Annotated in this window: 19 protein-coding genes and 1 pseudogene; 15 read left to right on the top strand and 5 right to left on the bottom strand. The window is 63.7% G+C overall.

Annotated elements, in window-relative coordinates:
• Window positions 1–5: 5 nt before the first annotated feature.
• Complete coding sequence (pheT, locus tag ABH922_RS11300) at window positions 6–2,492, top strand: phenylalanine--tRNA ligase subunit beta (RefSeq protein ID WP_424807009.1); 2,487 nt, start codon at window positions 6–8, stop codon at window positions 2,490–2,492.
• 178 nt (window positions 2,493–2,670) lie between these two features.
• On the opposite strand, the gene ABH922_RS11295 is transcribed toward pheT, so the two are convergent.
• Window positions 2,671–3,942: a restriction endonuclease gene (locus tag ABH922_RS11295; RefSeq protein ID WP_424807008.1), complete on the bottom strand. Its 1,272-nt coding sequence runs from the start codon at window positions 3,940–3,942 to the stop codon at window positions 2,671–2,673.
• Between the two features lie 301 nt (window positions 3,943–4,243).
• Entirely contained in the window at window positions 4,244–4,711 is a 468-nt protein-coding gene (locus tag ABH922_RS11290; protein ID WP_424807007.1) for a hypothetical protein, read from the bottom strand.
• Window positions 4,712–4,742: 31 nt separating this feature from the next.
• On the opposite strand from ABH922_RS11290, the pseudogene ABH922_RS11285 reads away from it, so the two are divergent.
• From ABH922_RS11285 to ABH922_RS11230, 12 genes and pseudogenes are all read left to right on the top strand, one after another.
• Window positions 4,743–4,931: pseudogene (locus ABH922_RS11285) on the top strand (winged helix-turn-helix transcriptional regulator); the annotation flags it as partial.
• Window positions 4,932–5,019: 88 nt separating this feature from the next.
• Window positions 5,020–5,508 (top strand): PspA/IM30 family protein, encoded by a 489-nt coding sequence (locus tag ABH922_RS11280; protein ID WP_424809634.1) that lies wholly within the window; start codon window positions 5,020–5,022, stop codon window positions 5,506–5,508.
• 50 nt (window positions 5,509–5,558) lie between these two features.
• Window positions 5,559–6,614 (top strand): N-acetyl-gamma-glutamyl-phosphate reductase, encoded by a 1,056-nt coding sequence (argC, locus tag ABH922_RS11275; RefSeq protein ID WP_424807006.1) that lies wholly within the window; start codon window positions 5,559–5,561, stop codon window positions 6,612–6,614.
• 50 nt (window positions 6,615–6,664) lie between these two features.
• Entirely contained in the window at window positions 6,665–7,867 is a 1,203-nt protein-coding gene (gene argJ / locus ABH922_RS11270; RefSeq protein WP_424809633.1) for a bifunctional glutamate N-acetyltransferase/amino-acid acetyltransferase ArgJ, read from the top strand.
• Window positions 7,864–8,787 carry an acetylglutamate kinase gene (gene argB / locus ABH922_RS11265; RefSeq protein ID WP_424807005.1) on the top strand — a complete coding sequence of 308 codons (924 nt, stop codon included), beginning with the start codon at window positions 7,864–7,866 and terminating at the stop codon, window positions 8,785–8,787. Before argJ ends, argB begins: the two co-directional genes overlap by 4 nt.
• A complete protein-coding gene (locus tag ABH922_RS11260) occupies window positions 8,784–10,001 on the top strand; it encodes an acetylornithine transaminase (protein ID WP_424807004.1) in 1,218 nt (405 codons plus the stop codon). The genes argB and ABH922_RS11260 overlap by 4 nt, the downstream gene beginning before the upstream one ends.
• A complete protein-coding gene (argF, locus tag ABH922_RS11255) occupies window positions 9,998–10,948 on the top strand; it encodes an ornithine carbamoyltransferase (RefSeq protein WP_424807003.1) in 951 nt (316 codons plus the stop codon). The genes ABH922_RS11260 and argF overlap by 4 nt, the downstream gene beginning before the upstream one ends.
• Entirely contained in the window at window positions 10,909–11,424 is a 516-nt protein-coding gene (locus tag ABH922_RS11250; protein WP_424807002.1) for an arginine repressor, read from the top strand. Before argF ends, ABH922_RS11250 begins: the two co-directional genes overlap by 40 nt.
• Window positions 11,425–11,471: 47 nt before the next feature.
• Window positions 11,472–12,671, top strand: coding sequence for an argininosuccinate synthase (locus ABH922_RS11245; RefSeq protein WP_424807001.1), 1,200 nt, complete (start codon window positions 11,472–11,474; stop codon window positions 12,669–12,671).
• A 2-nt stretch (window positions 12,672–12,673) separates the two neighbouring features.
• Window positions 12,674–14,095 carry an argininosuccinate lyase gene (gene argH / locus ABH922_RS11240; protein WP_424807000.1) on the top strand — a complete coding sequence of 474 codons (1,422 nt, stop codon included), beginning with the start codon at window positions 12,674–12,676 and terminating at the stop codon, window positions 14,093–14,095.
• A 136-nt stretch (window positions 14,096–14,231) separates the two neighbouring features.
• Window positions 14,232–17,213 carry an acyl-CoA synthetase gene (locus tag ABH922_RS11235; RefSeq protein ID WP_424809632.1) on the top strand — a complete coding sequence of 994 codons (2,982 nt, stop codon included), beginning with the start codon at window positions 14,232–14,234 and terminating at the stop codon, window positions 17,211–17,213.
• A gap of 62 nt (window positions 17,214–17,275) precedes the next feature.
• Window positions 17,276–17,482 carry a Trm112 family protein gene (locus tag ABH922_RS11230; protein ID WP_424806999.1) on the top strand — a complete coding sequence of 69 codons (207 nt, stop codon included), beginning with the start codon at window positions 17,276–17,278 and terminating at the stop codon, window positions 17,480–17,482.
• Here the strand turns inward: ABH922_RS11230 and ABH922_RS11225 are convergent.
• Genes ABH922_RS11225 through ABH922_RS11215 form a run of 3 tightly spaced genes read right to left on the bottom strand, consistent with a single transcriptional unit; the run spans window position 17,479 to window position 19,573 of the window.
• The gene (locus ABH922_RS11225) at window positions 17,479–18,090 is read right to left on the bottom strand and encodes a TetR family transcriptional regulator (RefSeq protein ID WP_424806998.1); all 612 of its coding nucleotides are present in this window, start codon (window positions 18,088–18,090) and stop codon (window positions 17,479–17,481) included. The genes ABH922_RS11230 and ABH922_RS11225 overlap by 4 nt on opposite strands.
• Window positions 18,087–18,842 carry an ABC transporter permease gene (locus ABH922_RS11220; protein WP_424806997.1) on the bottom strand — a complete coding sequence of 252 codons (756 nt, stop codon included), beginning with the start codon at window positions 18,840–18,842 and terminating at the stop codon, window positions 18,087–18,089. Before ABH922_RS11220 ends, ABH922_RS11225 begins: the two co-directional genes overlap by 4 nt.
• Window positions 18,839–19,573, bottom strand: coding sequence for an ABC transporter ATP-binding protein (locus ABH922_RS11215; protein WP_424806996.1), 735 nt, complete (start codon window positions 19,571–19,573; stop codon window positions 18,839–18,841). The genes ABH922_RS11220 and ABH922_RS11215 overlap by 4 nt, the downstream gene beginning before the upstream one ends.
• Before the next feature lie 85 nt (window positions 19,574–19,658).
• On the opposite strand from ABH922_RS11215, the gene ABH922_RS11210 reads away from it, so the two are divergent.
• Both ABH922_RS11210 and tyrS read left to right on the top strand, forming a co-directional pair.
• On the top strand, window positions 19,659–20,267 hold the full coding sequence (locus ABH922_RS11210) for a DNA-3-methyladenine glycosylase (RefSeq protein ID WP_424806995.1): 609 nt from the start codon (window positions 19,659–19,661) through the stop codon (window positions 20,265–20,267).
• 19 nt (window positions 20,268–20,286) lie between these two features.
• Window positions 20,287–21,564 (top strand): tyrosine--tRNA ligase, encoded by a 1,278-nt coding sequence (gene tyrS / locus ABH922_RS11205; protein WP_424806994.1) that lies wholly within the window; start codon window positions 20,287–20,289, stop codon window positions 21,562–21,564.
• Window positions 21,565–22,065 lie beyond the last annotated feature (501 nt).

Below are 22,065 nucleotides of genomic sequence, written 5' to 3'. Positions count from 1 at the left end.
CAGACGTGCGAGTAGCGCAATCCTGGCTGACCGAGATCCTGCAGCGGGCAACCCCCGAGTGGGAGGTGACCCCCGAGGAGTTGGACGCGGGGTTCGTCCGAGTGGGACTCGAAGTCGAGGAACTCGACACACTCGAGAAGATCGACGGACCACTCGTGGTGGGCAAGGTCGTGTCGATCACCGAACTCACCGAGTTCAAGAAGCCCATCCGGTTCTGCCAGGTAGAGGTCGGGGAATCCGAACCGCGTGGCATCGTGTGCGGCGCGCGGAACTTTGCCGAAGGTGACCTGGTGGTGGTTGCCCTGCCCGGCGCTGTTCTGCCTGGTGGATTCGCCATCGCGACTCGCAAGACGTACGGCCAGGTCTCCGACGGCATGATCTGTTCGCTTTCGGAACTCGGCATCGGCAAGGATCATTCGGGAATCCTGGTCCTCGAGCCCGGTAGCGCCACTCCTGGTGACGACGGCAACGACTTGCTCGGTCTCGGGGACACGATCATCGAATTGAACGTGACGCCGGATCGCGGCTACTGCTTCTCCGTTCGTGGTCTCACTCGCGAACTGGCCTGCGGGTTCGATCTCGAATTTGCCGATCCCGCTACGGTTCCCACGCATCCGGTCGAGGGTCCGGGTCTGCCGGTTCGTCTGGAGCCGGAGTCGAAGGCATCGCGCTTCGTCCTACGTAAGGTCACCGGTATCGATCCCACGGCAGTCAGCCCGTGGTGGCTCAAGCGTCGACTCCTGCTTTCGGGTGTCCGGCCGATCTCGCCGGCCGTCGACGTCACCAACTACGTGATGCTCGAACTGGGTCAGCCACTGCACGCCTTCGACGCCGATGCAGTGCAGGGTGAACTGGTGGTACGGCGTGCCAAAGCGGGGGAGACGCTTCGCACCCTCGACGACGTAGAGCGGACCCTCGACCTCGACGACGTTGTCATCGTGGACGATTCCGGTGTGATCTCCCTGGCCGCGGTCATGGGTGGCGCCACCACCGAGGTCGGTTCCGAGACCACGGACGTCCTCCTCGAGGCTGCCACCTGGGATCCGATCTCCGTGTTCAAAACGGCGCGCCGCCACAAGTTGCCCAGTGAGGCCAGCAAGCGTTTCGAGCGGGTCGTCGATCCGGAGATTCCGTTGGCGGCGGTTGATCGCGCGGCCACGCTGCTGGTCGAGATCGCGGGCGGCCAGATCGAATCACTGCTCACCGATGTGGGTTCCGTCGCTCCTCGTGACGCCATTCGAATGGACATCGACCTGCCCGATCGGGTCGCCGGCGTCACTTACGCCAACGGCACCGCGGCACGACGGCTCACCCAGGTCGGATGTGTCGTCGAGGTCGGTGTCAGCGACAACGGACACGGCCAGTTGGTGGCGACACCGCCGTCGTGGCGCCCGGACCTGACACAGCCTGCAGATCTGGTCGAGGAAGTGCTCCGCCTCGAAGGGCTCGAGCAGATTCCGTCGGTGTTGCCCACCGCGCCCGCCGGACGCGGACTGACACCTGCCCAACGTCGCAAGCGGACTGTATCCAAAGCTGTTGCGCACGCCGGGTACGTCGAGGTATTGCCGCCGGTGTTCTTACCCACCGACGTCTTCGACGTCTGGGGTCTGGACGTCGACGATCCGCGTCGAAACACCAGCAAGGTGCTCAACCCCCTCGAGGCAGATCGCCCCGAACTGGCTACCACGTTGCTCCCGGGTCTGTTGGAGATCTTGGCCCGCAACACCTCACGTGGGCAGCGTGATCTGTCGCTGTACGGCATCGCGCAGGTGGTCGAGCCAGGACCGAACACCAAGCCTGTCGACGCTCTGCCGGTGGACCGTCGCCCCACCGACGATCAGATCGCCGACCTGATCGCGTCGTTGCCGTCCCAGCCGGTCCACATCGCGGCTGTGTTGACGGGCCTGCGTGAGCCGAGTGGTCCGTGGGGCTCCGGCCGCGCGGCCGAGGCGTCGGACACGTTCGCGGCGGTGCGAGTCGTCGCAGCGGCGGCAGGCGTGGACGTCGAATTGCGTTCGGCGCAGTACCTGCCGTGGCATCCGGGGCGGTGCGCCGAGGTCCTGGTCGACGGCGTCGTGGTCGGTCATGCCGGTGAACTGCATCCAGCTGTGCTCGAGCGGGCCGGTCTGCCGGCTCGAACCTGCGCGCTGGAAATCGATCTGGACGCGTTGCCACTGGTGGAGAACCTGCCGGCTCCGCGCGTGTCACCGTTCCCCGCCGTCCTTCAGGACGTCGCCGTGGTCGTCGATCGTGACGTTCCGGCCGCGAAGGTCCAGGAAGCATTGCGATCGGGCGGCGGCGACCTGCTCGAGGACATCCGGTTGTTCGACGTGTTCGAGGGGGAGCAGGTCGGTGAGGGACGCAAGTCGCTGGCCTTCGCTCTGCGTTTCCGCGGCGCGGATCGCACCTTGACCGAGGACGAGGCCAGCGCGGCGCGTGACGCGGCTGTCGCGGCTGCGGCCGAGGCCGTCGGCGCCCAGATGCGCGGCTGATACCCGAATATCCACCAGGAGACCACGATCGCCACTCGGTGATCGTGGGCTCCTCTGTCTTTGTGGTCTCTTGTCCAAATCAGAACAGTGCGCGCACGAACCATGTAAGTGACGCCGCGCGTTGCAGAACGTCAGACGGGTAGAACAGCGCAAATTGTCCTCGGGGAATACGAGGCCTCTACTCGTGCGGGCTTCTCGAATAGATAGTCACCAGCGCGGCGAAAACGGCGAAGATCAGAGGGAGGGCGATCATGCCGTAGAGACCGCTCACGATTACCAGGAGCAGCGTCGCCATCGAGCATGCACCGAAAACAGGTACCAAGATGCGTCGCGCCCGCCGATTCTCCGCTTCCAGTGTGGGGTCGACCGGAGACTGTTGCAACGTCGATGTTTCGGGTGGTGCCTGGCGTTTCGGTTTTGATGCAGGAGCCTGGGATGGATCGAACGTCAGCTGCTCCGGGACGCCGGAGTAGGTAACTGTCGGTGCGGAAATCTGGTGTGGTGTGCGGGTGTCTGATTCCTTCTCGCTGGGCGGACGCTCGGATTCTCGATTGGATTTCGCGGGTAACGACTTCACGGCTACCGGGACGGGTAGTGGCTCGTTCTCACGTCGAAGACGAACGTATTCCTCGAGTTGATCTTCGTGCACAGCTTTCTTGCGTGGGGCAGACATCTGAACAATGACGGTATCGAGTGGGAGTTTTTTCCACTCCGCGATGAGCGACTTGGTCCGAGACGACATCGCCGCGTGGCGAGTTGCCTTCTGTTCGGCCAACAGCTCGCGGTGGGCAATTCTTCGTTGTTCCGATCGAGTCAGTACGGGTTCGACCGGTTTCGGAGGGAGCCCTTTGCCGATACCTCTTGGTTTACCGACGGTCCTGGTCTTGGAAGAGACCTTCTGCTTCACCTTCGCGGATTGGGTGACTTCGACGTCGCTGGTGTCATACCACTTTGGTTTATCGCTGGGGGTACGTTTCGATTTCGGTTCCGGCGTATCAGGTTGTCGAACCGGGTCGGGTGTGGCAAATTCTGCGGGCGTGCTGTAGAAGACGCGAGGCGGTGGCGCTACCCAGACGGCAGGCTTGGGGCGTCGGGTGGCGATTGATTGAGCAGACTCGTTCAAGGGGGTGACGGTACCGCCGATATCCACTCGGAACAGTGCCATTTCCACGGAGTCCGCATATGTCACTGCGGCTTTGGAGAAGCCGGCAAACGTGTAGAACAGCATCGCCTTGGACGTTTCGTGTGCACGAGCACCGAACAGCCGTTGCAGATCTGGTCGACCGGTCGGCTTGAAATGTAGTTTGACCTGAGCGACTGCTCCGGATGAGGTCACGTCCACGCCACCGTCCGAACCACGGCCCGTTACGCACGCGTCCTCGAAGCCGACCTTGCGCATGTGCGATGCAGCGAATTCTTCCGCTTCGGCCGGGGTGATCATCTCAGCCATGTATTCCTCTCAGAGCGTGCAGTCATCGAATAGCTTCGGCTCGTGTCCAGGCTGACCGATGCCAATCCGACCGATGATGGTTATCCGTAGTATTCGTCGAGGTTCGGGATCATCGAATTCTCAAGCTTCACCTGGACGTTGCCTGCCGTCTCGTATCCTCGATTTCGTCATTCGGTCTGCCGGTCCATCTGGAATTGGTCTGGATGACAGTTTTCGATCAGACCTCGACTCGGCCGGTTGGTGCTGTGATGTTCTCATATCGGCTCACCGTCGAACTCGAATTGGCTCCGGAACTTGTCGATCATCGACCGACCTTGTGGCGTGTATGTCGACTGATGAATCTCATCTGTAACCGATATGAGCTCTGCAGCTGGTGACACAACCCGAGTGGAGTATGTCGACGATCCAATCGCAGCAGTGTTCGACTGCCTGCACTTGCGCAGCACACTCTGATGGTTCGGACTTTTGCGGGCTTCCGGCGCGTCGTCGGAGGCCAGGGTTGTCGCGGCGGCAGTGCGGGGAGTCGGCGCTCCACGGCAGTCAGGTCGTCGGCGTGGACGACCGAGCCGGGGGCGATTCGCATCGCTGGATCGAGAACTGTGGCAACCAGATTCGCCACGTCTTCGGGTTCGGTGTCGTCGGCGGCCGCCCGGTTCGAGCGGTAGTTCACGACAACCCGAGCGCCGCGTCCGGCGAGCCTGTGCGCAATCGCAGCGCCGATCCCACCTCTCGCTCCTGGTATGACGACCATGTCGTGTGTGTTGTGCATGTGATCATGGTGGCCGACGCACGAGCTCCGATCGGCTGTCGACGGCATCAGCGACAAGATGCTGACCCAGACTCTGCGGAACTTCGCTGCTGACGGATTGGTCGAACGCACCGTCGTTCCCACGTCGCCGACCGCCGTGACCTATGAACTGACGGATCTCGGCACTGCCGCAACGACACACCTCGGGCCCTTTCTCGGCTGGATACGGTCCATGGCCTGATGTTGCGTTCGAAAGTGGTCCGACCGACCGTGGAATGATCGGCAGTGCCCGTCGGCTGTCGACGGATTCGGTGGAGGAAGGACTGGCGATGCCCGAGCAGAACAGTTCCGTGCGCAGTGTTGTCGAGGCGATGAAGACGCTCGGTGACGATGATGTGCTTGCGGTGATCCGCGCTCTCGTCGAACAGCGGCCGGGTTTGTCCGGTCTTCTTCCCTCGATCCGGCCTTTCGCCGACGATGTGGACAACGTGGAGGTGGACAGCGTCGACGACGTCACTCTGGTCCACGAGGCAGAGGTGGTCGATCTTCCCGTCGTGGTGGACGTCGACGAGATCATCGACGTCCCGATCGTGTCGACCGCAGGTCCGGTTGCGCCGGAGCCGGACTACACCGAAGGCGGGGTTCCCACTTTCGACCGGGTCCGGGAGAAGATAGAGGGGCGTGTCGGAACCTCGATCGGATCTGCGGAACTGGCGCACGAGAGCCCGGCCGGAAAATCCATCGACGAGCAGTGGGACGAGCGGCAGAACGCAGCACGGGCGAAGCTCGACGAGATTCGACGTTCGATGGGCAAGTAGCCTGGTAAGTAATTATGCATTCTAGTGCAGAATGATGCATACTTGTGGGCATGACTGAGGAAACGCGTAAGCCGATCAGAGTCGCCGTCGCCGGTGCCAGTGGGTATGCCGGTGGTGAGATTCTGCGTCTGCTTCTCGGCCACCCGTCCTACGCCGACGGCAGCATGGTGATCGGCTCGCTCACAGCCGGCGGAAATGCCGGCTCGACGCTTGGCGAGCACCATCCGCATCTGCTTCCGCTCAGTTCACGGGTCCTCGAGGAGACCACGGTGGAGATCCTCTCCGGCCATGATGTCGTGTATCTCGGACTTCCGCACGGAAACTCCGCCGCGTACGCGAAGGCGCTTCCCGAGTCGACGATCATCATCGACTGCGGCGCAGATTTCCGGCTCACCGATGCAGGCGCGTGGGAGAAGTTCTACAAGAGTGCCCATGCCGGTACATGGCCGTACGGACTTCCCGAATTGCCGGGCGCCCGTGAGAAATTGATCGGAGCCACGCGCATCGCCGTTCCCGGTTGCTACCCGACGGCAGCGAGCCTCGCGCTGGCGCCCGCCGTTGTGGCAGGCATCATCGACTCGCATGTCAACGTCGTTGCCGTCAGCGGCACGTCGGGTGCGGGCCGGGCACCCAAGGCCGATTTGTTGGGCTCGGAGGTCATGGGATCGGTCCGTGCATACGGCGTCGGCGGCGTCCATCGGCACACTCCCGAGATCGTGCAGAACCTCACTGCAGCGGGTGGTAGGGACATCACCGTCTCGTTCACTCCGGTCCTCGCTCCGATGCCGCGTGGCATTCTGGCCACCTGCACCGCAGCCACCACGGTCACCGCGGAGCACGCGCAGGCGGTCTACGAAAAGGCGTACGCCGACGAGCCTTTCGTTCACGTGCTGCCTGCCGGAGTGTTCCCGCAGACCGGTGCCGTGATCGGATCCAATGCCGTGCAGATCGGCGTCACGGTCGACGCCGACGCCGGGCAACTCGTCGTCATCTCCGCAATCGACAATCTCACCAAGGGCACGGCCGGTGGCGCTGTGCAATCGATGAACCTCGCCCTTGGCCTACCCGAGACCGCCGGTCTCTCTACCGTGGGAGTAGCTCCGTGACCACCGACAATTCACAGGCCGACGACGCCGCGCAGGCCGATGCAGTCGAAATCGCCGGCGGTCGCCTCGTGCGCACGCAGGGCGTCACGGCACCGGCAGGCTTCCGCGCCGCCGGGATCGCCGCCGGGATCAAGGCCAGTGGAAAGTCCGATCTCGCCCTGGTGGTCAACGAAGGGCCGGAGCTGGCTGCCGCCGGTGTCTTCACCCTCAACAAGGTCAAGGCCGCTCCGGTGCTGTGGTCGCAGCAGGTGCTCACGACCGGCAAGCTGCGCGCTGTGGTCCTCAACTCCGGCGGCGCCAACGCCTGTACGGGTGCGGGCGGATTCCAGGACTCGCACAAGACGGCCGAAGAGGTCGCGGCGGCGCTGAGCAACTGGGGGACCGACACGGGCGCCGTCGAGGTGGCGGTGTGCTCGACCGGACTGATCGGCGACCGGCTTCCGATGGACAAGCTCCTGCCCGGCGTCACCGAAGTGGTGCACGAGCTGGCCGGCGGAATTTCCGGCGGCACCGACGCGGCCTACGCGATCATGACCACGGACACCGTCCCCAAGCAGGCGTCGCTCCACCATGCGAACAAATGGAACGTCGGCGGCATGGCCAAGGGCGCAGGCATGCTCGCGCCCGCATTGGCCACCATGTTGTGCGTGGTCACCACCGATGTGGTTGCCACGGCGCAGCAACTCGACACCGCATTGCGTGCCGCAACACATCTGAGCTTCGACCGGCTCGACGTCGACGGCGCCACCTCCACCAACGACACCGTGCTACTCCTCGCGTCCGGCGCCAGTGGAGTCACGCCGAGCCAGGAGGAACTCAACGCCGCAGTGCTTGCCGTGTGTGACGACCTGGCCGATCAGATGATGGCCGACGCCGAGGGCGTCACCAAGCGGGTCAAAGTCACCGTCCGCGGCGCGGTGTCGGAATCCGACGCGTTGATCGGTGCGCGAACCGTCGCTCGCGACAGCCTCGTCAAGACGGCGCTCTTCGGCTCCGATCCCAACTGGGGACGAGTTCTCGCCGCTGTCGGCATCGCGCCGATAGAACTCGATCCCGATCGAATCAGTGTGTCGTTCAACGGCAATCCTGTCTGTATCGACGGGGTGGGCGCGCCGGGCGCCCGCGAGGTGGACCTGAGCGGAATCGATATCGACCTCGATATCGACCTCGGCCTCGGTACCGATTCGGTGACCATCCGGACCACCGACCTCTCGCACGCGTACGTCGAAGAGAACTCGGCGTACTCGTCGTGAGCGCGGAGTTCGCCGCGATCAGCGAGCATCAGAAGGCGCACGTCCTCGCCGGAGCGTTGCCCTGGCTGCAGCAGTTCCGCGACAAGGTCGTCGTGGTCAAGTACGGCGGAAACGCCATGGTGGACGACACCCTCAAGACGGCATTCGCGGCAGACATGGCGTTCTTGCGCACAGTCGGCATCCACCCCGTCGTCGTGCACGGTGGCGGTCCACAGATCAATGCCATGCTGGCGCGTCTGGGCATGAAGGGTGAGTTCCGCGGCGGTTTCCGCGTCACGACTCCCGAGGTGATGGACGTCGTCCGGATGGTGCTGTTCGGGCAGGTCGGGCGTGAACTCGTCGGCCTGATCAACGCGCACGGTCCGTACGCGGTCGGTATCTCCGGTGAGGACGCTCACCTGTTCACCGCTACCCGGCGCACTGTCGCCGTCGACGGGCAGCAGACGGACATCGGCCTGGTCGGCGACGTCACCACCGTCAATCCGGATGCTGTTCTCGATCTCATTGCGGCAGGACGCATTCCGGTGGTCTCGACCATTGCGCCCGACATGGACGGGGTGGTCCACAACATCAACGCGGACACGGCAGCAGCCGCACTGGCAGAGGCGATCGGCGCGGAAAAGCTTGTCGTCCTCACCGATGTCGAAGGGCTGTACACGGATTGGCCGGACCGCTCGTCGCTGGCCACTGAAATCGATACCGAAGCGTTGGCGAGACTACTGCCCAGCCTCGACGCCGGCATGGTCCCCAAGATGGAGGCCTGCCTGCGCGCGGTGCGCGGGGGAGTGCCGTCGGCGCACGTCATCGACGGCCGACTCGAACACTCCGTACTACTCGAACTGTTCACCGGCGAGGGTATCGGCACGATGGTCGTGCCTGGTGCCGACGTCGCAGACCGCCACCAAGGAGTTACCTCATGAGCACTGTCGACCTGCAGCAGCGGTGGTCCGCCTCGCTGATGAACAACTACGGCGTACCTCGGGTGGCTCTGGTCCGCGGTGAGGGCGCCGTACTGACCGATGCCGACGGCAAGCAGTACGTCGACTTCCTCGCCGGTATCGCCGTGAACATCCTCGGACACGCGCATCCGGCTGTCGTCGAAGCCGTCACCACGCAACTGTCGACCCTCGGTCACGTGTCGAACCTCTATGCCAGTGAGCCTGCCATCGAGCTGGCCGAGCAGCTGCTCGCACATCTGGGTGCGGGCGGCGAACACGGCAACGTCACCGGCAAGGTGTTCTTCTGCAACTCCGGTACCGAGGCGAACGAAGCTGCATTCAAGATCGCTCGGGCCACCGGCCGGAGCAAGATCATCTCGGCCGAGAACTCCTTTCACGGCCGCACGATGGGTGCACTGGCTTTGACCGGTCAGCCGGCCAAGCGGGCACCGTTCGAGCCGATGCCTGCCGGCGTCGAATACGTTCCCTACGGCGATATCGAGGCACTCGACCGCGCCGTCGACTCCGACACCGCAGCGGTGTTCCTCGAGCCGATCATGGGTGAGGGCGGAGTCGTCGTACCTCCCGAGGGCTACCTGGTCGAGGCACGTCGGATCACAGCAGAGCGCGGGGCCCTGCTCGTGCTCGACGAGGTCCAGACCGGAATCGGACGCACCGGCTGGTTCTACGCACACCAGGCGGTCGGCATCGTGCCCGATGTCATCACCTTGGCGAAGGGACTGGGAGGCGGGCTGCCCATCGGCGCCGCCATCGCGACCGGTGCGGCGGCGGAGCTGCTCGGGCCGGGCAAGCACGGCACCACCTTCGGTGGAAACCCGGTGTGCGTGGCAGCGGCTCTTGCCGTCCTGAAGACGGTCGCCGACGAAGACCTCGTCTCCCGCGCGGACAGTCTCGGCAAGGCCATCACGGCGGGCATCGAAGAACTCGCGCACCCCCTGGTCGACCACGTTCGAGGATCGGGACTGTTACTGGGCGTCGTGCTCACCGAGGACATCGCACCTGCGGTGGAAAATGCTGCACGTGAAGCCGGGTACCTTGTCAATGCGGCGCAACCCGGAGTGATCCGGTTGGCGCCGCCGCTCGTTCTCACGGACGAGCAGGCCGAGACCTTCGTGGCGGCACTGCCTGCCATTTTCGACAACGCACAAACGGCTGACCAGCCGGAGGAGAAGTGACAACCGTGGTGAAACACTTTCTCAGGGACGACGATCTGACGCCTGTACAACAGGCCGAGGTGCTCGCGCTCGCAGCGGAACTCAAGAAGAATCCGTTCTCGCGCCGCCCACTCGAGGGACCCCGCGGGGTGGGCGTGATCTTCGAGAAGAACTCGACGCGTACCCGTTTCTCGTTCGAGATGGGTATTGCGCAGATGGGCGGTCATGCCGTGGTCGTCGACGGCCGGAGCACTCAGCTCGGCCGCGAGGAGACGCTGCAGGACACCGGTCGTGTGCTCTCCCGCTACGTCGAAGCCGTCGTCTGGCGTACCTTCGGCCAGAAGCGTCTCGAGCAGATGGCGCTCGGTGCAACCATTCCCATCGTCAACGCGCTCTCGGACGAGTTCCACCCGTGTCAGGTTCTCGCCGACCTGCAGACCCTCGCGGAGCAGAAGGGTGACCTGAAGGGCCTCCAGCTCACCTACCTCGGTGACGGTGCCAACAACATGGCGCACTCCCTGATGCTCGGCGGTGCGACTGCCGGAATCCACGTCACCATCGCCAGCCCCGAAGGTTTCGAGCCCGCCGAATGGATCGTCGACGCGGCCCGCAAGCGAGGCGAGGAAACCGGTGCGACCATCACGGTGACCCAAGACCCGCAAGCGGCCGTCGTCGGCGCCGACGCCCTCGTCACCGACGCCTGGACGTCGATGGGCCAGGAAAACGACGGCCTGGATCGCGTCGGACCGTTCCGTCCCTTCCAGATCAACGCCGAACTGCTCGCGAAGGCCGACCCGAAGGCCGTCGTCCTGCACTGTCTGCCCGCGCACCGGGGCGAAGAGATCACCGACGAGGTCATGGACGGCCCGCAGAGCGTCGTCTGGGACGAGGCGGAGAACCGCCTGCACGCGCAGAAGGCGCTGCTGGTGTGGCTGCTGGAACAGCGAACGAACCAGGACCAGGGGTGAGCCTCGCTCCCACCCGGGCCGGTCGCCAGTCGCGCATCATCGCGCTGCTGGCGGCTCATCCGGTCCGCAGCCAGACCGAGCTGGCGGCGCTGCTCGGGGCCGAGGGCATCGAAGCCACCCAGGCCACGTTGTCCCGTGACCTCGAAGAGTTGGGAGCGGTCAAACTACGTGCCGCCGACGGTGGCGCGGGGGTGTACGTGGTGCCTGAGGACGGTAGCCCGGTCCGTGGCGTGTCCGGCGGCACCGATCGGCTCTCGCGCCTGTTGGGGGAGTTGTTGGTCTCCACCGACCACAGTGGAAACCTCGCCGTTCTACGAACCCCACCGGGTGCAGCGCATTACCTCGCGAGTGCACTCGACCGTGCGTCGATGCCCGAGATCGTGGGCACCATCGCCGGGGACGACACCATCGTCGTCGTCGCTCGCGAACCGCTTTCCGGAGCGGAACTCGCGGCCAAGATCGAATCTCTGGCCTGACCCCTTATTCTTTGTTAGAGATTTTCAACCGAAGGAGCACAAAAACCATGGCCGATCGCGTCGTACTCGCCTACTCGGGCGGGCTGGACACTTCTGTCGCCATCAGTTGGATCGGCAAGGAGACGGGCGCTGAAGTCATCGCCGTCGCCATCGATCTGGGACAGGGCGGCGAGGACATGGAGGTCGTGCGTCAGCGCGCGATCGACTGCGGTGCAGTCGAATCCGTCGTCGTCGACGCTCGTGACGAGTTCGCGGACGAGTACTGCCTGCCGACCATCGCCGCCAACGCGCTGTACATGGATCGCTACCCGCTGGTCTCGGCCATCAGCCGCCCGCTGATCGTCAAGCACATCGTCGAAGCTGCGCGCTCGCACGGCGGCACCATCGTCTCGCACGGGTGCACCGGCAAAGGAAACGACCAGGTTCGGTTCGAGGTCGGCTTCGGCGCTCTCGCGCCCGACCTGAAGGTCATCGCGCCGGTCCGTGACTACGCCTGGACCCGGGAGAAGGCCATCGCCTTCGCCGAGGAGAACAGCATCCCGATCAACGTGTCCAAGAAGTCGCCGTTCTCGATCGACCAGAACGTGTGGGGCCGCGCCGTCGAAACCGGCTTCCTCGAGGATCTGTGGAACGCGCCCACCAAGGACGTCTACGACTACACCCAGGATCCGACGGTCAACTGGAACGCACCCGACGAGCTCATCATCAGCTTCGAAGCCGGCCGCCCGGTCGCCATCGACGGACGCCCCGTCTCGGTTCTCGAGGCGATTCAGGAACTGAACAAGCGCGCGGGGGCGCAGGGCGTCGGACGCCTCGACGTCGTCGAGGACCGCCTCGTGGGCATCAAGAGCCGCGAGATCTACGAAGCTCCCGGTGCGATGGTTCTCATCACCGCGCACCAGGAACTCGAGCACGTCACCCTCGAACGCGAACTCGGCCGTTACAAGCGCCAGATGGAGCAGCGCTGGTCCGAGCTGGTCTACGACGGTCTCTGGTTCTCGCCCCTCAAGGACGCGCTGGACACGTTCGTGAACAAGACGCAAGAACGCGTCACCGGCGACATCCGTCTCTTCCTGCACGGCGGAGCGATCACTGTCAACGGCCGTCGCAGCCCGGAGTCGCTCTACGACTTCAACCTCGCCACCTACGACGAGGGCGACAGCTTCGACCAGTCCGCGTCGAAGGGCTTCGTCGAGATTCACGGACTGTCGTCGAAGGTCGCGGCGAAGCGCGATCTGGGACTCTGATCGTGACCGCACATCACGGTACCAACGAAGGTGCACTGTGGGGTGGTCGGTTCGAGTCCGGACCGGCCGCCGCCATGGCGGCGCTGAGCAAGTCGACTCACTTCGACTGGGTTCTGGCCCCGTACGACGTCCGGGCTTCGCAGGCGCACGCCCGGGTATTGAACAAGGCCGGACTTCTCGGTGAGGCCGATCTCGCGACGATGCTCGACGGTCTCGACCGTCTGGCAGCCGACGTCGCGAGCGGCGCCTTCGGTCCGAGTGATTCGGACGAGGATGTGCACGGGGCGCTCGAACGTGGCCTGATCGAGCGGGTCGGGCCCGAGGTCGGTGGGCGGCTACGCGCCGGTCGTTCGCGAAACGACCAGGTGGCTACGCTCTTCCGGATGTGGCTGCGAGATGCGGTACGTCGTGTCGCTACAGGTGTTCTCGACGTGGTCGATGCCCTCGCCGCGCAGGCCGGTGCCCATCCGGATGCCGTGATGCCGGGCAAGACGCATCTGCAGGCAGCTCAGCCGGTTCTGCTGGCGCATCATCTGCTTGCACATGCGCACCCGCTGCTGCGCGACGTGCAGCGCCTTCGTGACTTCGACGTCCGGGCTGCGGTGTCCCCGTACGGGTCCGGCGCACTGGCCGGTTCTTCGCTCGGCCTCGACCCCGAGGCCATCGCGGCGGAACTCGAGTTCGACAGTTCGGCCGAGAACTCGATCGACGCCACCGCGTCACGAGACTTCGCGGCCGAGGCGGCCTTCGTTCTCGCCATGATCGGTGTGGATCTGTCGCGGATGGCCGAAGAGGTCATCATCTGGAGCACTCCGGAGTTCGGATACATCACTCTCGCCGACGCTTGGTCGACCGGATCGTCGATCATGCCGCAGAAGAAGAATCCGGATGTCTCGGAACTGACGCGCGGTAAGTCGGGTCGTTTGATCGGTAACCTCACCGGTCTGATGGCAACACTCAAGGCACAGCCGCTGGCGTACAACCGTGATCTGCAAGAGGACAAGGAACCGGTCTTCGATTCGGTTGCTCAACTCGAGATGCTGCTGCCGGCCATCACCGGTCTGGTACAGACACTCGAGTTCCACACCGAGCGGATGGCGGCACTGGCTCCGGCCGGATTCACCTTGGCCACCGACATAGCGGAGTGGATGGTCCGGCAAGGCGTTCCGTTCCGGGTGGCGCACGAGGCTGCCGGTGCGTGCGTGCGTGTCGCCGAAGCTCGCGGCGTCGGTCTCGAGGATCTGACCGACGACGAGTTGGCCGGCGTGGACAGTGCGTTGACCCCTGCAGTTCGAGAGGTGCTGACCGTCGAAGGGTCGATTGCCTCCCGTGATGCCCGCGGCGGTACCGCCGGGGTGCGAGTAGCCGAGCAGTTGGACGGTGTTCGTGCACGAGCGCAGTCACTGCGGGAGTGGGCCCTGTAGGGCGGGATGAATTGTTCGTACGCGGCCGGGTGCATCGTTGAGTGCTCCCGGCCGCGTAGTCCTTTTCGACGACAGTAGGCTGTCAATGCGTGAGTCGGTGAGTCCGACGTCACATTGCGAGAGGCGCGGGGGTGAACTGGTGCGGTTTAATTCCAAATCGGTGTTCGGTCCGATACGTCGTGTTATCGCCACGGCTCAGAACGGGCTCGAAGTGGTGCGGTTGGGAGGTCTGGAAACAGACTCGAGTACCTCGCCGTTCGAGATTGTCGAGCTTGCACCGATGTACCGTCTACGCCGTTACTTCCCGGACCGTGCCCGCGAAGATGCCGGTCCGCCGGTGGTCTTGATTCCGCCCATGATGATGTCGGCAAATCTGTACGACGTCACCAGAGATCAGGGTGCGGTCGGAATCTTGCATGGGATGGGGCTCGACCCGTGGGTGGTCGACTTCGGTTCCCCGGACGTCGAAGAGGGTGGTTGGGATCGCACTCTCGCCGACCACATCATCGCGCTCAGTGACATCGTCGATCACGTACACCGACATACCGGACGTGATGTCCATCTGTCCGGGTACTCGCAAGGCGGAATGTTCGCCTACCAAGCTGCTGCCTACCGCCGCAGCCGCAATATCGCCAGCCTCGTCACCTTCGGAAGTCCGGTCGACACATTGGCGGCCTTGCCGTTCGGCATTCCTGCCGGGATCGCCAGCACCGGCGCAGATTTCCTCGCCGATCACGTCTTCAACCGTCTTGCTGTCACCGGTTGGATGGCAAAGACCGGTTTCCAACTCCTCGATCCCGTCAAGTCGCTGAAGATGCGTGTCGATTTCCTGCTGCAGCTGCACGACCGTGAGGCGCTGTTGCCCCGCGAACAACAGCGTCGGTTCCTCGCTACCGACGGGTGGGTGGCATGGTCCGGGCCCGCCGTCGCCGAGCTGCTCAAACAGTTCGTCGTGCACAACCGCATGATGACGGGCGGGTTCGTCATCAAGGACCAACTGGTCACCCTGGCCGAGATCACCTGTCCGGTACTCGCGTTCATCGGTGAGGTCGACGATATCGGCCAGCCGCAGGCTGTGCGTGGGATCAGCAAGGCGGCGCCCCGAGCCGAGACGTACGAAACTACCTTACGAGCTGGACATTTCGGCTTGGTAGTTGGTTCGACGGCGGCCGGTCACACCTGGCCGGTGACCGGGGAGTTCGTGCACTGGACCGAAGCCGGGGGCCCAATTCCGGATCGGGTCGCGGCGATGGTCGCGGGCGCGCACGTCGACGACGAGACCGGGGTGTCGCTGACCAATCGGATCATCCACACCGTGGCCTCGGTGGCGGAGGTCGGTACGGGAGTTGCCAAGGGGATCAGCGATCTTGCCACCGGCGCGCTGCGCGGCACGTTCGAGTTGTCCGGTGAGGCCGCCCGGGCGCTGCCACGGTTGGCCCGCTTGCATCAGATTCAGCCGCACACCAAGATCTCGTTGAGTCAGTTACTGGCCGAGCAGCGGCGTAAGGCGCCGAACGGGGAGTGCTTCCTCTTCGACAACCGGGTGCACACCTACGAGGCTGTCAATACCCGGATCGACAACGTCGTCCGTGGTTTGATCTCGGTAGGGGTTCGGCCCGCCGCGCATGTCGGTGTTCTGATGGAAACCAGACCGAGTGCCCTCGCGGCTATTGCGGCTCTGTCGCGACTCGGTGCCGTGGCGGTGATGCTGCCTCCGGGTTCCGACCTGGTGACCGCGGTGGCGCTGGGCGGCGTGGATCGGATCATCACCGACCCCGAGAACGTCGCCGTTGCCGTCGACACTGGTCGTCCGGTACTGGTTCTGGGTGGTGGCGATGCCCGTGGACTGCCGGTCGACCCGTCCTTGGGGGTGGTCGACCTCGAACAGATAAATCCGTCAGCTGTCGACCTACCCGGCTGGTACCGACCCGACCCCGGGCTTGCCCGCGAACTGGCCTTCGTCATCTTCGCGGAGTCCGGCGGCAAACTCGAGGCCAAACACATCACCAACCACCGCTGGGCGCTGTCGGCGTTCGGAACGGCGAGCGCCGCCGATCTCGATCGCGGCGATACGGTTTACTGCCTTGCACCGCTGCACCATTCGTCGAGCCTGCTGTCCACGATAGGGGGAGCGATGGCCGGTGGGTCGCGTATTGCGCTCTCGCGTGGGCTCGATCCGGCGCGCTTCGTGGAGGAAATCCATCGATACGGAGTGACGGTCGTCAGCTACACCTGGGCGATGATGCGCGACATTCTCGACGAGGACCTTCTCCTTCTCGACGGCAGTCATCCGGTGCGGCTCTTCATCGGTTCGGGGATGCCGCGTGGACTCTGGCGGCGCACCGTCGAGGTGTTCGATCCGGCCAAGGTTCTCGAGTTCTACGCCTCCACCGAAGGCGAGGTCATCCTCGCGAACGTCGCCGGAGCGAAGGTCGGTTCCAAAGGTCGACCGCTGCCGGGTAGTGCGTGGGTACGCCTGGGAGCTTACGACCCCCTTGCCGGTCGGCTGCTCGAGGACGAGAACGGCTTCGTCCGCGAGTGTGCGGTCGACGAGGTGGGGCTGCTACTCGGTCGCACCGGATCGTACGGCGACTTCTCCGGCACTGCACTGCGCGGGCTGTTCCAGGCAGGCGATTCGTGGATTCCCACCGAAAATCTGTTCAGACGCGATGCCGACGGCGACTTCTGGCTCGTGGATCACAAGAACACCGTGATGTCGACGGTGCGCGGAGCGGTGTTCACCCAGCCGATCGTCGACGTGCTCTCGGACGTGCCGCACGTGGATCTGTCGGTGGCGTACGGAGTCGGATCTGCTCCCCGCCAGCTGGTTGTCGCAGCCCTGACGTGGCAGAACGAGCGCGAGTTCCGATTTACCGAGATCGACGAGGCCCTGTCGAAGCTGGCGCCCTCGGCGAAGCCGGATATCGTGCACGTCGTCGACCGGATTCCGGTGGGTTCGTCGTTCCGCCCGAATCCGTCGTCGTTGATCGAAGCCGGGATTCCGACTCCAGGGCCACGGGCCTGGTACCTCGACGCAGATTCGCAGACATACCGACCGTTGACCAAGGCGATAGCGGCGCAGATGATGCCGACGCGAGTGGGAACGGGTGCGGGGTAGGTCGCAGCGGTGCTGCGGGTAGCCTGAACCTGTTCTGAAGTGATCGGTTCGGGAGGACTCACGTGGCTATTGATTCGACGTTGCTCGGCATTCTGGCCTGCCCGCAAGACAAGGGACCTTTACTGCTGATCGGAGACGAGTTGCTCTACAATCCACGTCTTCGCCGGGCATACCCGATCGAGAACGGTATCCCGGTTCTGTTGATAGACGAAGCACGCGATGTGGCCGAGAGCGAACACGAGCAGCTCCTGACCCGCTCCGAGAGCTAGATCGGCAACTCGCCGGTCAGATAGTGCTGGAGGTTCGGAGCCACCAGCTGTACCAACGCGTCGACACTCGCCGACCGTAGTGGTTCGAGTTCGAGTACGTAGCGCGTCAGAAGCAGTCCGGCCATCTGCGATGCGACCAGCTCGGCACGGACCAGTCCGGTGCCGGTAGGTGAATCCACCCGTTCGATCACACCGCGGAGCACGATGTCGAGCAGGAAAGTTTGGATCAGCTGGACGTCGTCTCCCGCGATCACCGATCGAAACGCTGCGAGGATCGCAGGTTGGTGCTCGGATTCCCACAGACCGATCACGGCCGTCAAGAGTGCGGCACCAAGTTGATCGTCCGGGGCCGCATGCACCGGCCGGAGCACTTCGGTCGGATCGACCGGTAACGAGACGGCGGCAGCGAACAACTGCTCCTTGCTACCGAAATAATGGTTGATCATCGCCGGGTCGACACGGGCGTTCTTTGCTATCGCACGGACAGTTGCTCGCCGAAAGCCGTTTTTCGAAAACTCTTGTCGCGCACTGTCGAGAATGTGAGTCCGCGTTTCGGATTTTCCGCGACGTCGGCCCGCGCGGACGGGACGTGGCGCCGAGTCGTTCACGGTGTTCGCCGATCCAAAGTCGCAGCTGCCACCGCGAGTGCCGCGGCGGTAAAGGAAACCATCACCGCGAGGTCTCGCCTCATCTGAGCAGTGATTTCCGCATGTGCCGAGACCTGTTGCAGTGCGTCGACGGCGTAGCTCAACGGGAGTGCATTGCTGATCCACTCGAGCCAGGTGGGTAATTGGTCACGGGGCACGAGGAGTCCACACAGAAACAGCTGGGGGATCACCACGAGTGGCATGAATTGGACGGCCTGGAATTCTGTCTTCGCGAATGCGCTGGCCAACAGTCCCAGTGCTACACCAAGCGTTGCGCAGAGAATCGCGATGACGAACACCCACGCCAGGTTGCCGGCGATCGTGAGTCCGAGCAGGCCGAATGCGACGGCGCAGGCCAGTGCTGCCTGCGCGGCCGCGGACAGCGAAAACGCCGCGGCGTATCCCGCCAACAGATCGAGTTTGCCCATGGGTGTGGTCAGCAGCCGTTCCAACGTGCCGCAGCTACGCTCACGCTGCATGGCGATCGACGTCACCAGGAACATCACCACGAAGGGGAGGATCCCCAGCATGGTGACGGCAACACGCTGGAAGAGCGACTCCTGTCCGGGGGCAGTCGGGACGTCCTGATAGAGGAAGTAGAGCAGTCCCATCAATAGGGACGGCACTACCAGAATCATCGCCACCGTTCGGCGATCTTGCGCGAGTTGCAGGAGAAGCCTCACCGTGGTGGCTCCGAAGATCTTGATGTTCACCGCAATCCGCCTTCACTCGGGGACTCGCGGATGAGCTCGAGAAAAGCATTTTCGAGGCTGTCGCAACCGGTATCCGTTCGGAGCTGATGCGGAGTGAGTTGCGCGAGGATCAGCCCGTCTCGCATCAAAATCAGTTGCGCGCAGCGATCCGCCTCGTCCATGACGTGACTCGAGACCAACAGGGTGGTTCCGCCCGCTGCCAGGGTTGCGAAGTAGTCCCAGAGTTCTACTCGCAGAACAGGATCGAGCCCGACGGTGGGCTCGTCCAAGATCAGCAGTTCGGGTTCGGCAACCAACGCGCAGGCCAAGGAGACCCGGCCACGCTGCCCGCCGGAGAGATTGCCGGCGAGCTGTCCGGCATGGCCGGTGAGGCCTACCGAGTCGAGTGCGGCCGCGACTTCGGTGCTGCCCTTGCCGAACAGGGCGCCGAAGTAGGCGACATTGCGAGCGACGGAGAGATCGGAATAGACGCTGGGGGACTGCGTGACGTATCCGACGCGATGGCGAAGGGCGGGTGAACCGGCGGCGTCGCCGAGCACAGCGACGGTGCCGCTCGCTACAACCTGTGTGCCGACGATCGCGCGCATCAACGTCGTCTTCCCGCAACCTGACGGTCCGAGGAGTCCCGTGATCGAGCCTGACGGCACCTGCATGCTGAGCGAGTGCAGGACTTCGTGTTGGCCGCGCGTGACGCGCAGGTCGCGGATGTGGACAGCTGCGGGAGTTGTCATGTCTGCCTCGTCTCATGAATTCATCGTGTGTTGAATTATGTGGGTCCGGTCGACGATCGGTCAATGGGGTGGGCACAATCGGGGAGTGAGTATCGAGGCGTTGTCGGACGTGGACGGCCCGTTGGCGGCGGGTCTGGTCGTCCTCGGTTCGCTGTTGACGGTCGACGACGTGTCGCTGCGGATCGTCGAAGTAGAGGCCTACGGGGGCGAAGAGAACGGTCCGTGGCCGGACTCCGCAGCGCATTCCTATCGCGGGCTGACATCGAGAAACCGGATCATGTTCGAGCGGGCAGGACTTCTGTACGTCTATCGCAGTTACGGAATACATCTGTGCATGAACATCTCGTACGGTCCTGCCGGTGTTGCCGGAGGAGTGCTGCTCCGAGCCGCCGAGATCGAGAGCGGTCACGACGTGGTGGCTACACGACGGCCCGCGAGCCAGTCGCCCCACCGCTGGGCTGCAGGGCCGGGCAACCTTGGGGAATCAGCGGGAATTACTTTGTCCGACAACGGAACAGATGTTTTCGATCCGGAATCGAGGATTCGCCTCGAGCTGGACGAGGTCGACTGCTGGATGTCAGGTCCTCGGGTCGGCGTCAGTACGGCGGCAGATGTGCCCTGGCGACTCTGGATTCCGAATTCGGCCGCTCTCTCGGAGTACCGGCGAAGCCCGCGAGCACCGGCCCCCTCGTGAGGATGGGATGATCGAATCCGTGACTGAGAATATTCTCGACGAACTGACCTGGCGTGGGCTCATCGCCCAATCAACCGATCTCGATGCTCTGCGTAAGGATCTCGAGACCGGGCCGGTCACGCTCTATGCGGGATTCGACCCCACCGGCCCCAGCCTTCATGCCGGACACCTCGTTCCCCTCCTCGCGCTCAGGCGATTCCAGCGGGCCGGAAACCGTCCAGTGGTCCTCGCCGGCGGGGCTACCGGTCTCATCGGCGATCCCCGTGATGTCGGAGAGCGCACCATGAACTCCGCCGACACCGTCGCGGACTGGGCCGGCCGCATCCGGGGTCAACTCGAGCGCTTCGTGGACTTCGACGATTCGCCCAGTAGTGCCGTGATCGAGAACAACATGAACTGGACCGGCAAGATGTCGGTGATCGACTTCCTTCGAGACGTGGGAAAGCACTTCTCGGTGAACGTGATGCTGGCCCGCGACACGGTAAAACGGCGTCTCGAAACCGATGGGATGTCCTACACCGAGTTCAGCTACATGCTGCTCCAAGCCAACGACTACCTGCAGTTGCGACGCGATCGCGGCTGCACCTTGCAGATCGGTGGTTCCGATCAGTGGGGCAACATCATCGCCGGTGTCGAACTGAATCGCCGGGCAGACGGTGAAAGTGTCCATGCTCTGACAGTTCCCCTGGTGACGTCGGCGGACGGGAAGAAATTCGGCAAGTCCACCGGTGGTGGCAGCTTGTGGCTGGATCCGGAGATGACCAGCCCGTATGCCTGGTACCAGTACTTCGTGAACACCGGTGACGCCGATGTCGTCAAATACCTGCGTTGGTTCACCTTCCTCTCGGCAGAAGAGCTTGCCGAACTCGAGACCGCCACCACCGAGCGTCCCCACGCTCGTCAAGCGCAGAAGCGTCTGGCTGCGGAAATGACGACGCTGGTGCATGGGGAACAGAACACCCGCGCTGTCGAACTGGCCAGCCAGGCGTTGTTCGGCAAGGCGGAACTATCCGAGCTGGACGAGGCGACGTTGGCATCCGCACTCGAGGAAGCCTCCGTCAGTGAGTTGCAGCCTGGCGAGCCGCGCACGATCGTCGACCTTCTCGTCGTGAGCGGATTGTGTGAGAGCAAGGGCGCTGCCCGCCGGGCGGTGAAAGAGGGCGGTGCTGCCGTGAACAACGAGAAGGTGTCGGCCGAGGACTGGGAGCCGGCCGCGACCGATCTGCTACATGGCAGCTGGCTGGTGGTTCGCCGTGGAAAGCGCAACTTTGCGGGCGTGAAGGTGTTGCAAGGCTGACGTGTGAGGGGTCACAGTAGGCCGAAGTGGCCCGCGTGGTCGCTGGTGGTCCGCCGGACAGGCGGGCTACCAGCGGATTTAACCAGAAGAACACCTGCGACCTGGCAGTTTGACGCTCAGTTTTCATTCGCGTAACTTTGTCCAAGTCAGAGTGACACGGACACCGACTCCCACCTGTGAGGGTGAGTGACACGAGGTAGTACGCAGTCGGAGACGGTCGCGACAGGGAATCCTTACGAATCTCGGTCGCACAAGATGCTCTGCGGGAACTTGCTTCCTCGGAGCGAATACGTTAAGGTTATAGGCCTTGCCCCGGAGCTCAACTTGGTTGAAGCGATGGTGTGTGCGTGTTCTTTGAGAACTCAACAGTGTGTCGATGAATGTCAGTGCCAATTTTTTGGTGCTTCACATCCGCGAATGATCAACTGCCTTTTGGGGTTTGGTTGGTTTGTGTGTGGTGTGAGTATTTTTTGTCGGTGATTGTTCATTCTTCCGTCTGAA

Origin of the sequence: Rhodococcus sp. 27YEA15 (genome assembly GCF_049739425.1) — a bacterium.
Classification (GTDB): Bacteria; Actinomycetota; Actinomycetes; order Mycobacteriales; family Mycobacteriaceae; genus Rhodococcus_F.
Note: the sequence above shows the minus strand (reverse complement) of the source record. Positions and strands in the feature narration are given on the sequence as shown.

What these genes read in the sequence shown, in the direction of transcription:
- ABH922_RS11295 (WP_424807008.1), bottom strand. Translation starts at nt 3,942, where the DNA reads ATGGCTGAGATGATCACCCCGGCCGAAGCGGAAGAATTCGCTGCATCG.
- ABH922_RS11290 (WP_424807007.1), bottom strand. Translation starts at nt 4,711, where the DNA reads ATGCACAACACACACGACATGGTCGTCATACCAGGAGCGAGAGGTGGG.
- ABH922_RS11280 (WP_424809634.1), top strand. Translation starts at nt 5,020, where the DNA reads ATGCCCGAGCAGAACAGTTCCGTGCGCAGTGTTGTCGAGGCGATGAAG.
- argC (WP_424807006.1), top strand. Translation starts at nt 5,559, where the DNA reads ATGACTGAGGAAACGCGTAAGCCGATCAGAGTCGCCGTCGCCGGTGCC.
- ABH922_RS11260 (WP_424807004.1), top strand. Translation starts at nt 8,784, where the DNA reads ATGAGCACTGTCGACCTGCAGCAGCGGTGGTCCGCCTCGCTGATGAAC.
- ABH922_RS11245 (WP_424807001.1), top strand. Translation starts at nt 11,472, where the DNA reads ATGGCCGATCGCGTCGTACTCGCCTACTCGGGCGGGCTGGACACTTCT.
- ABH922_RS11215 (WP_424806996.1), bottom strand. Translation starts at nt 19,573, where the DNA reads ATGACAACTCCCGCAGCTGTCCACATCCGCGACCTGCGCGTCACGCGC.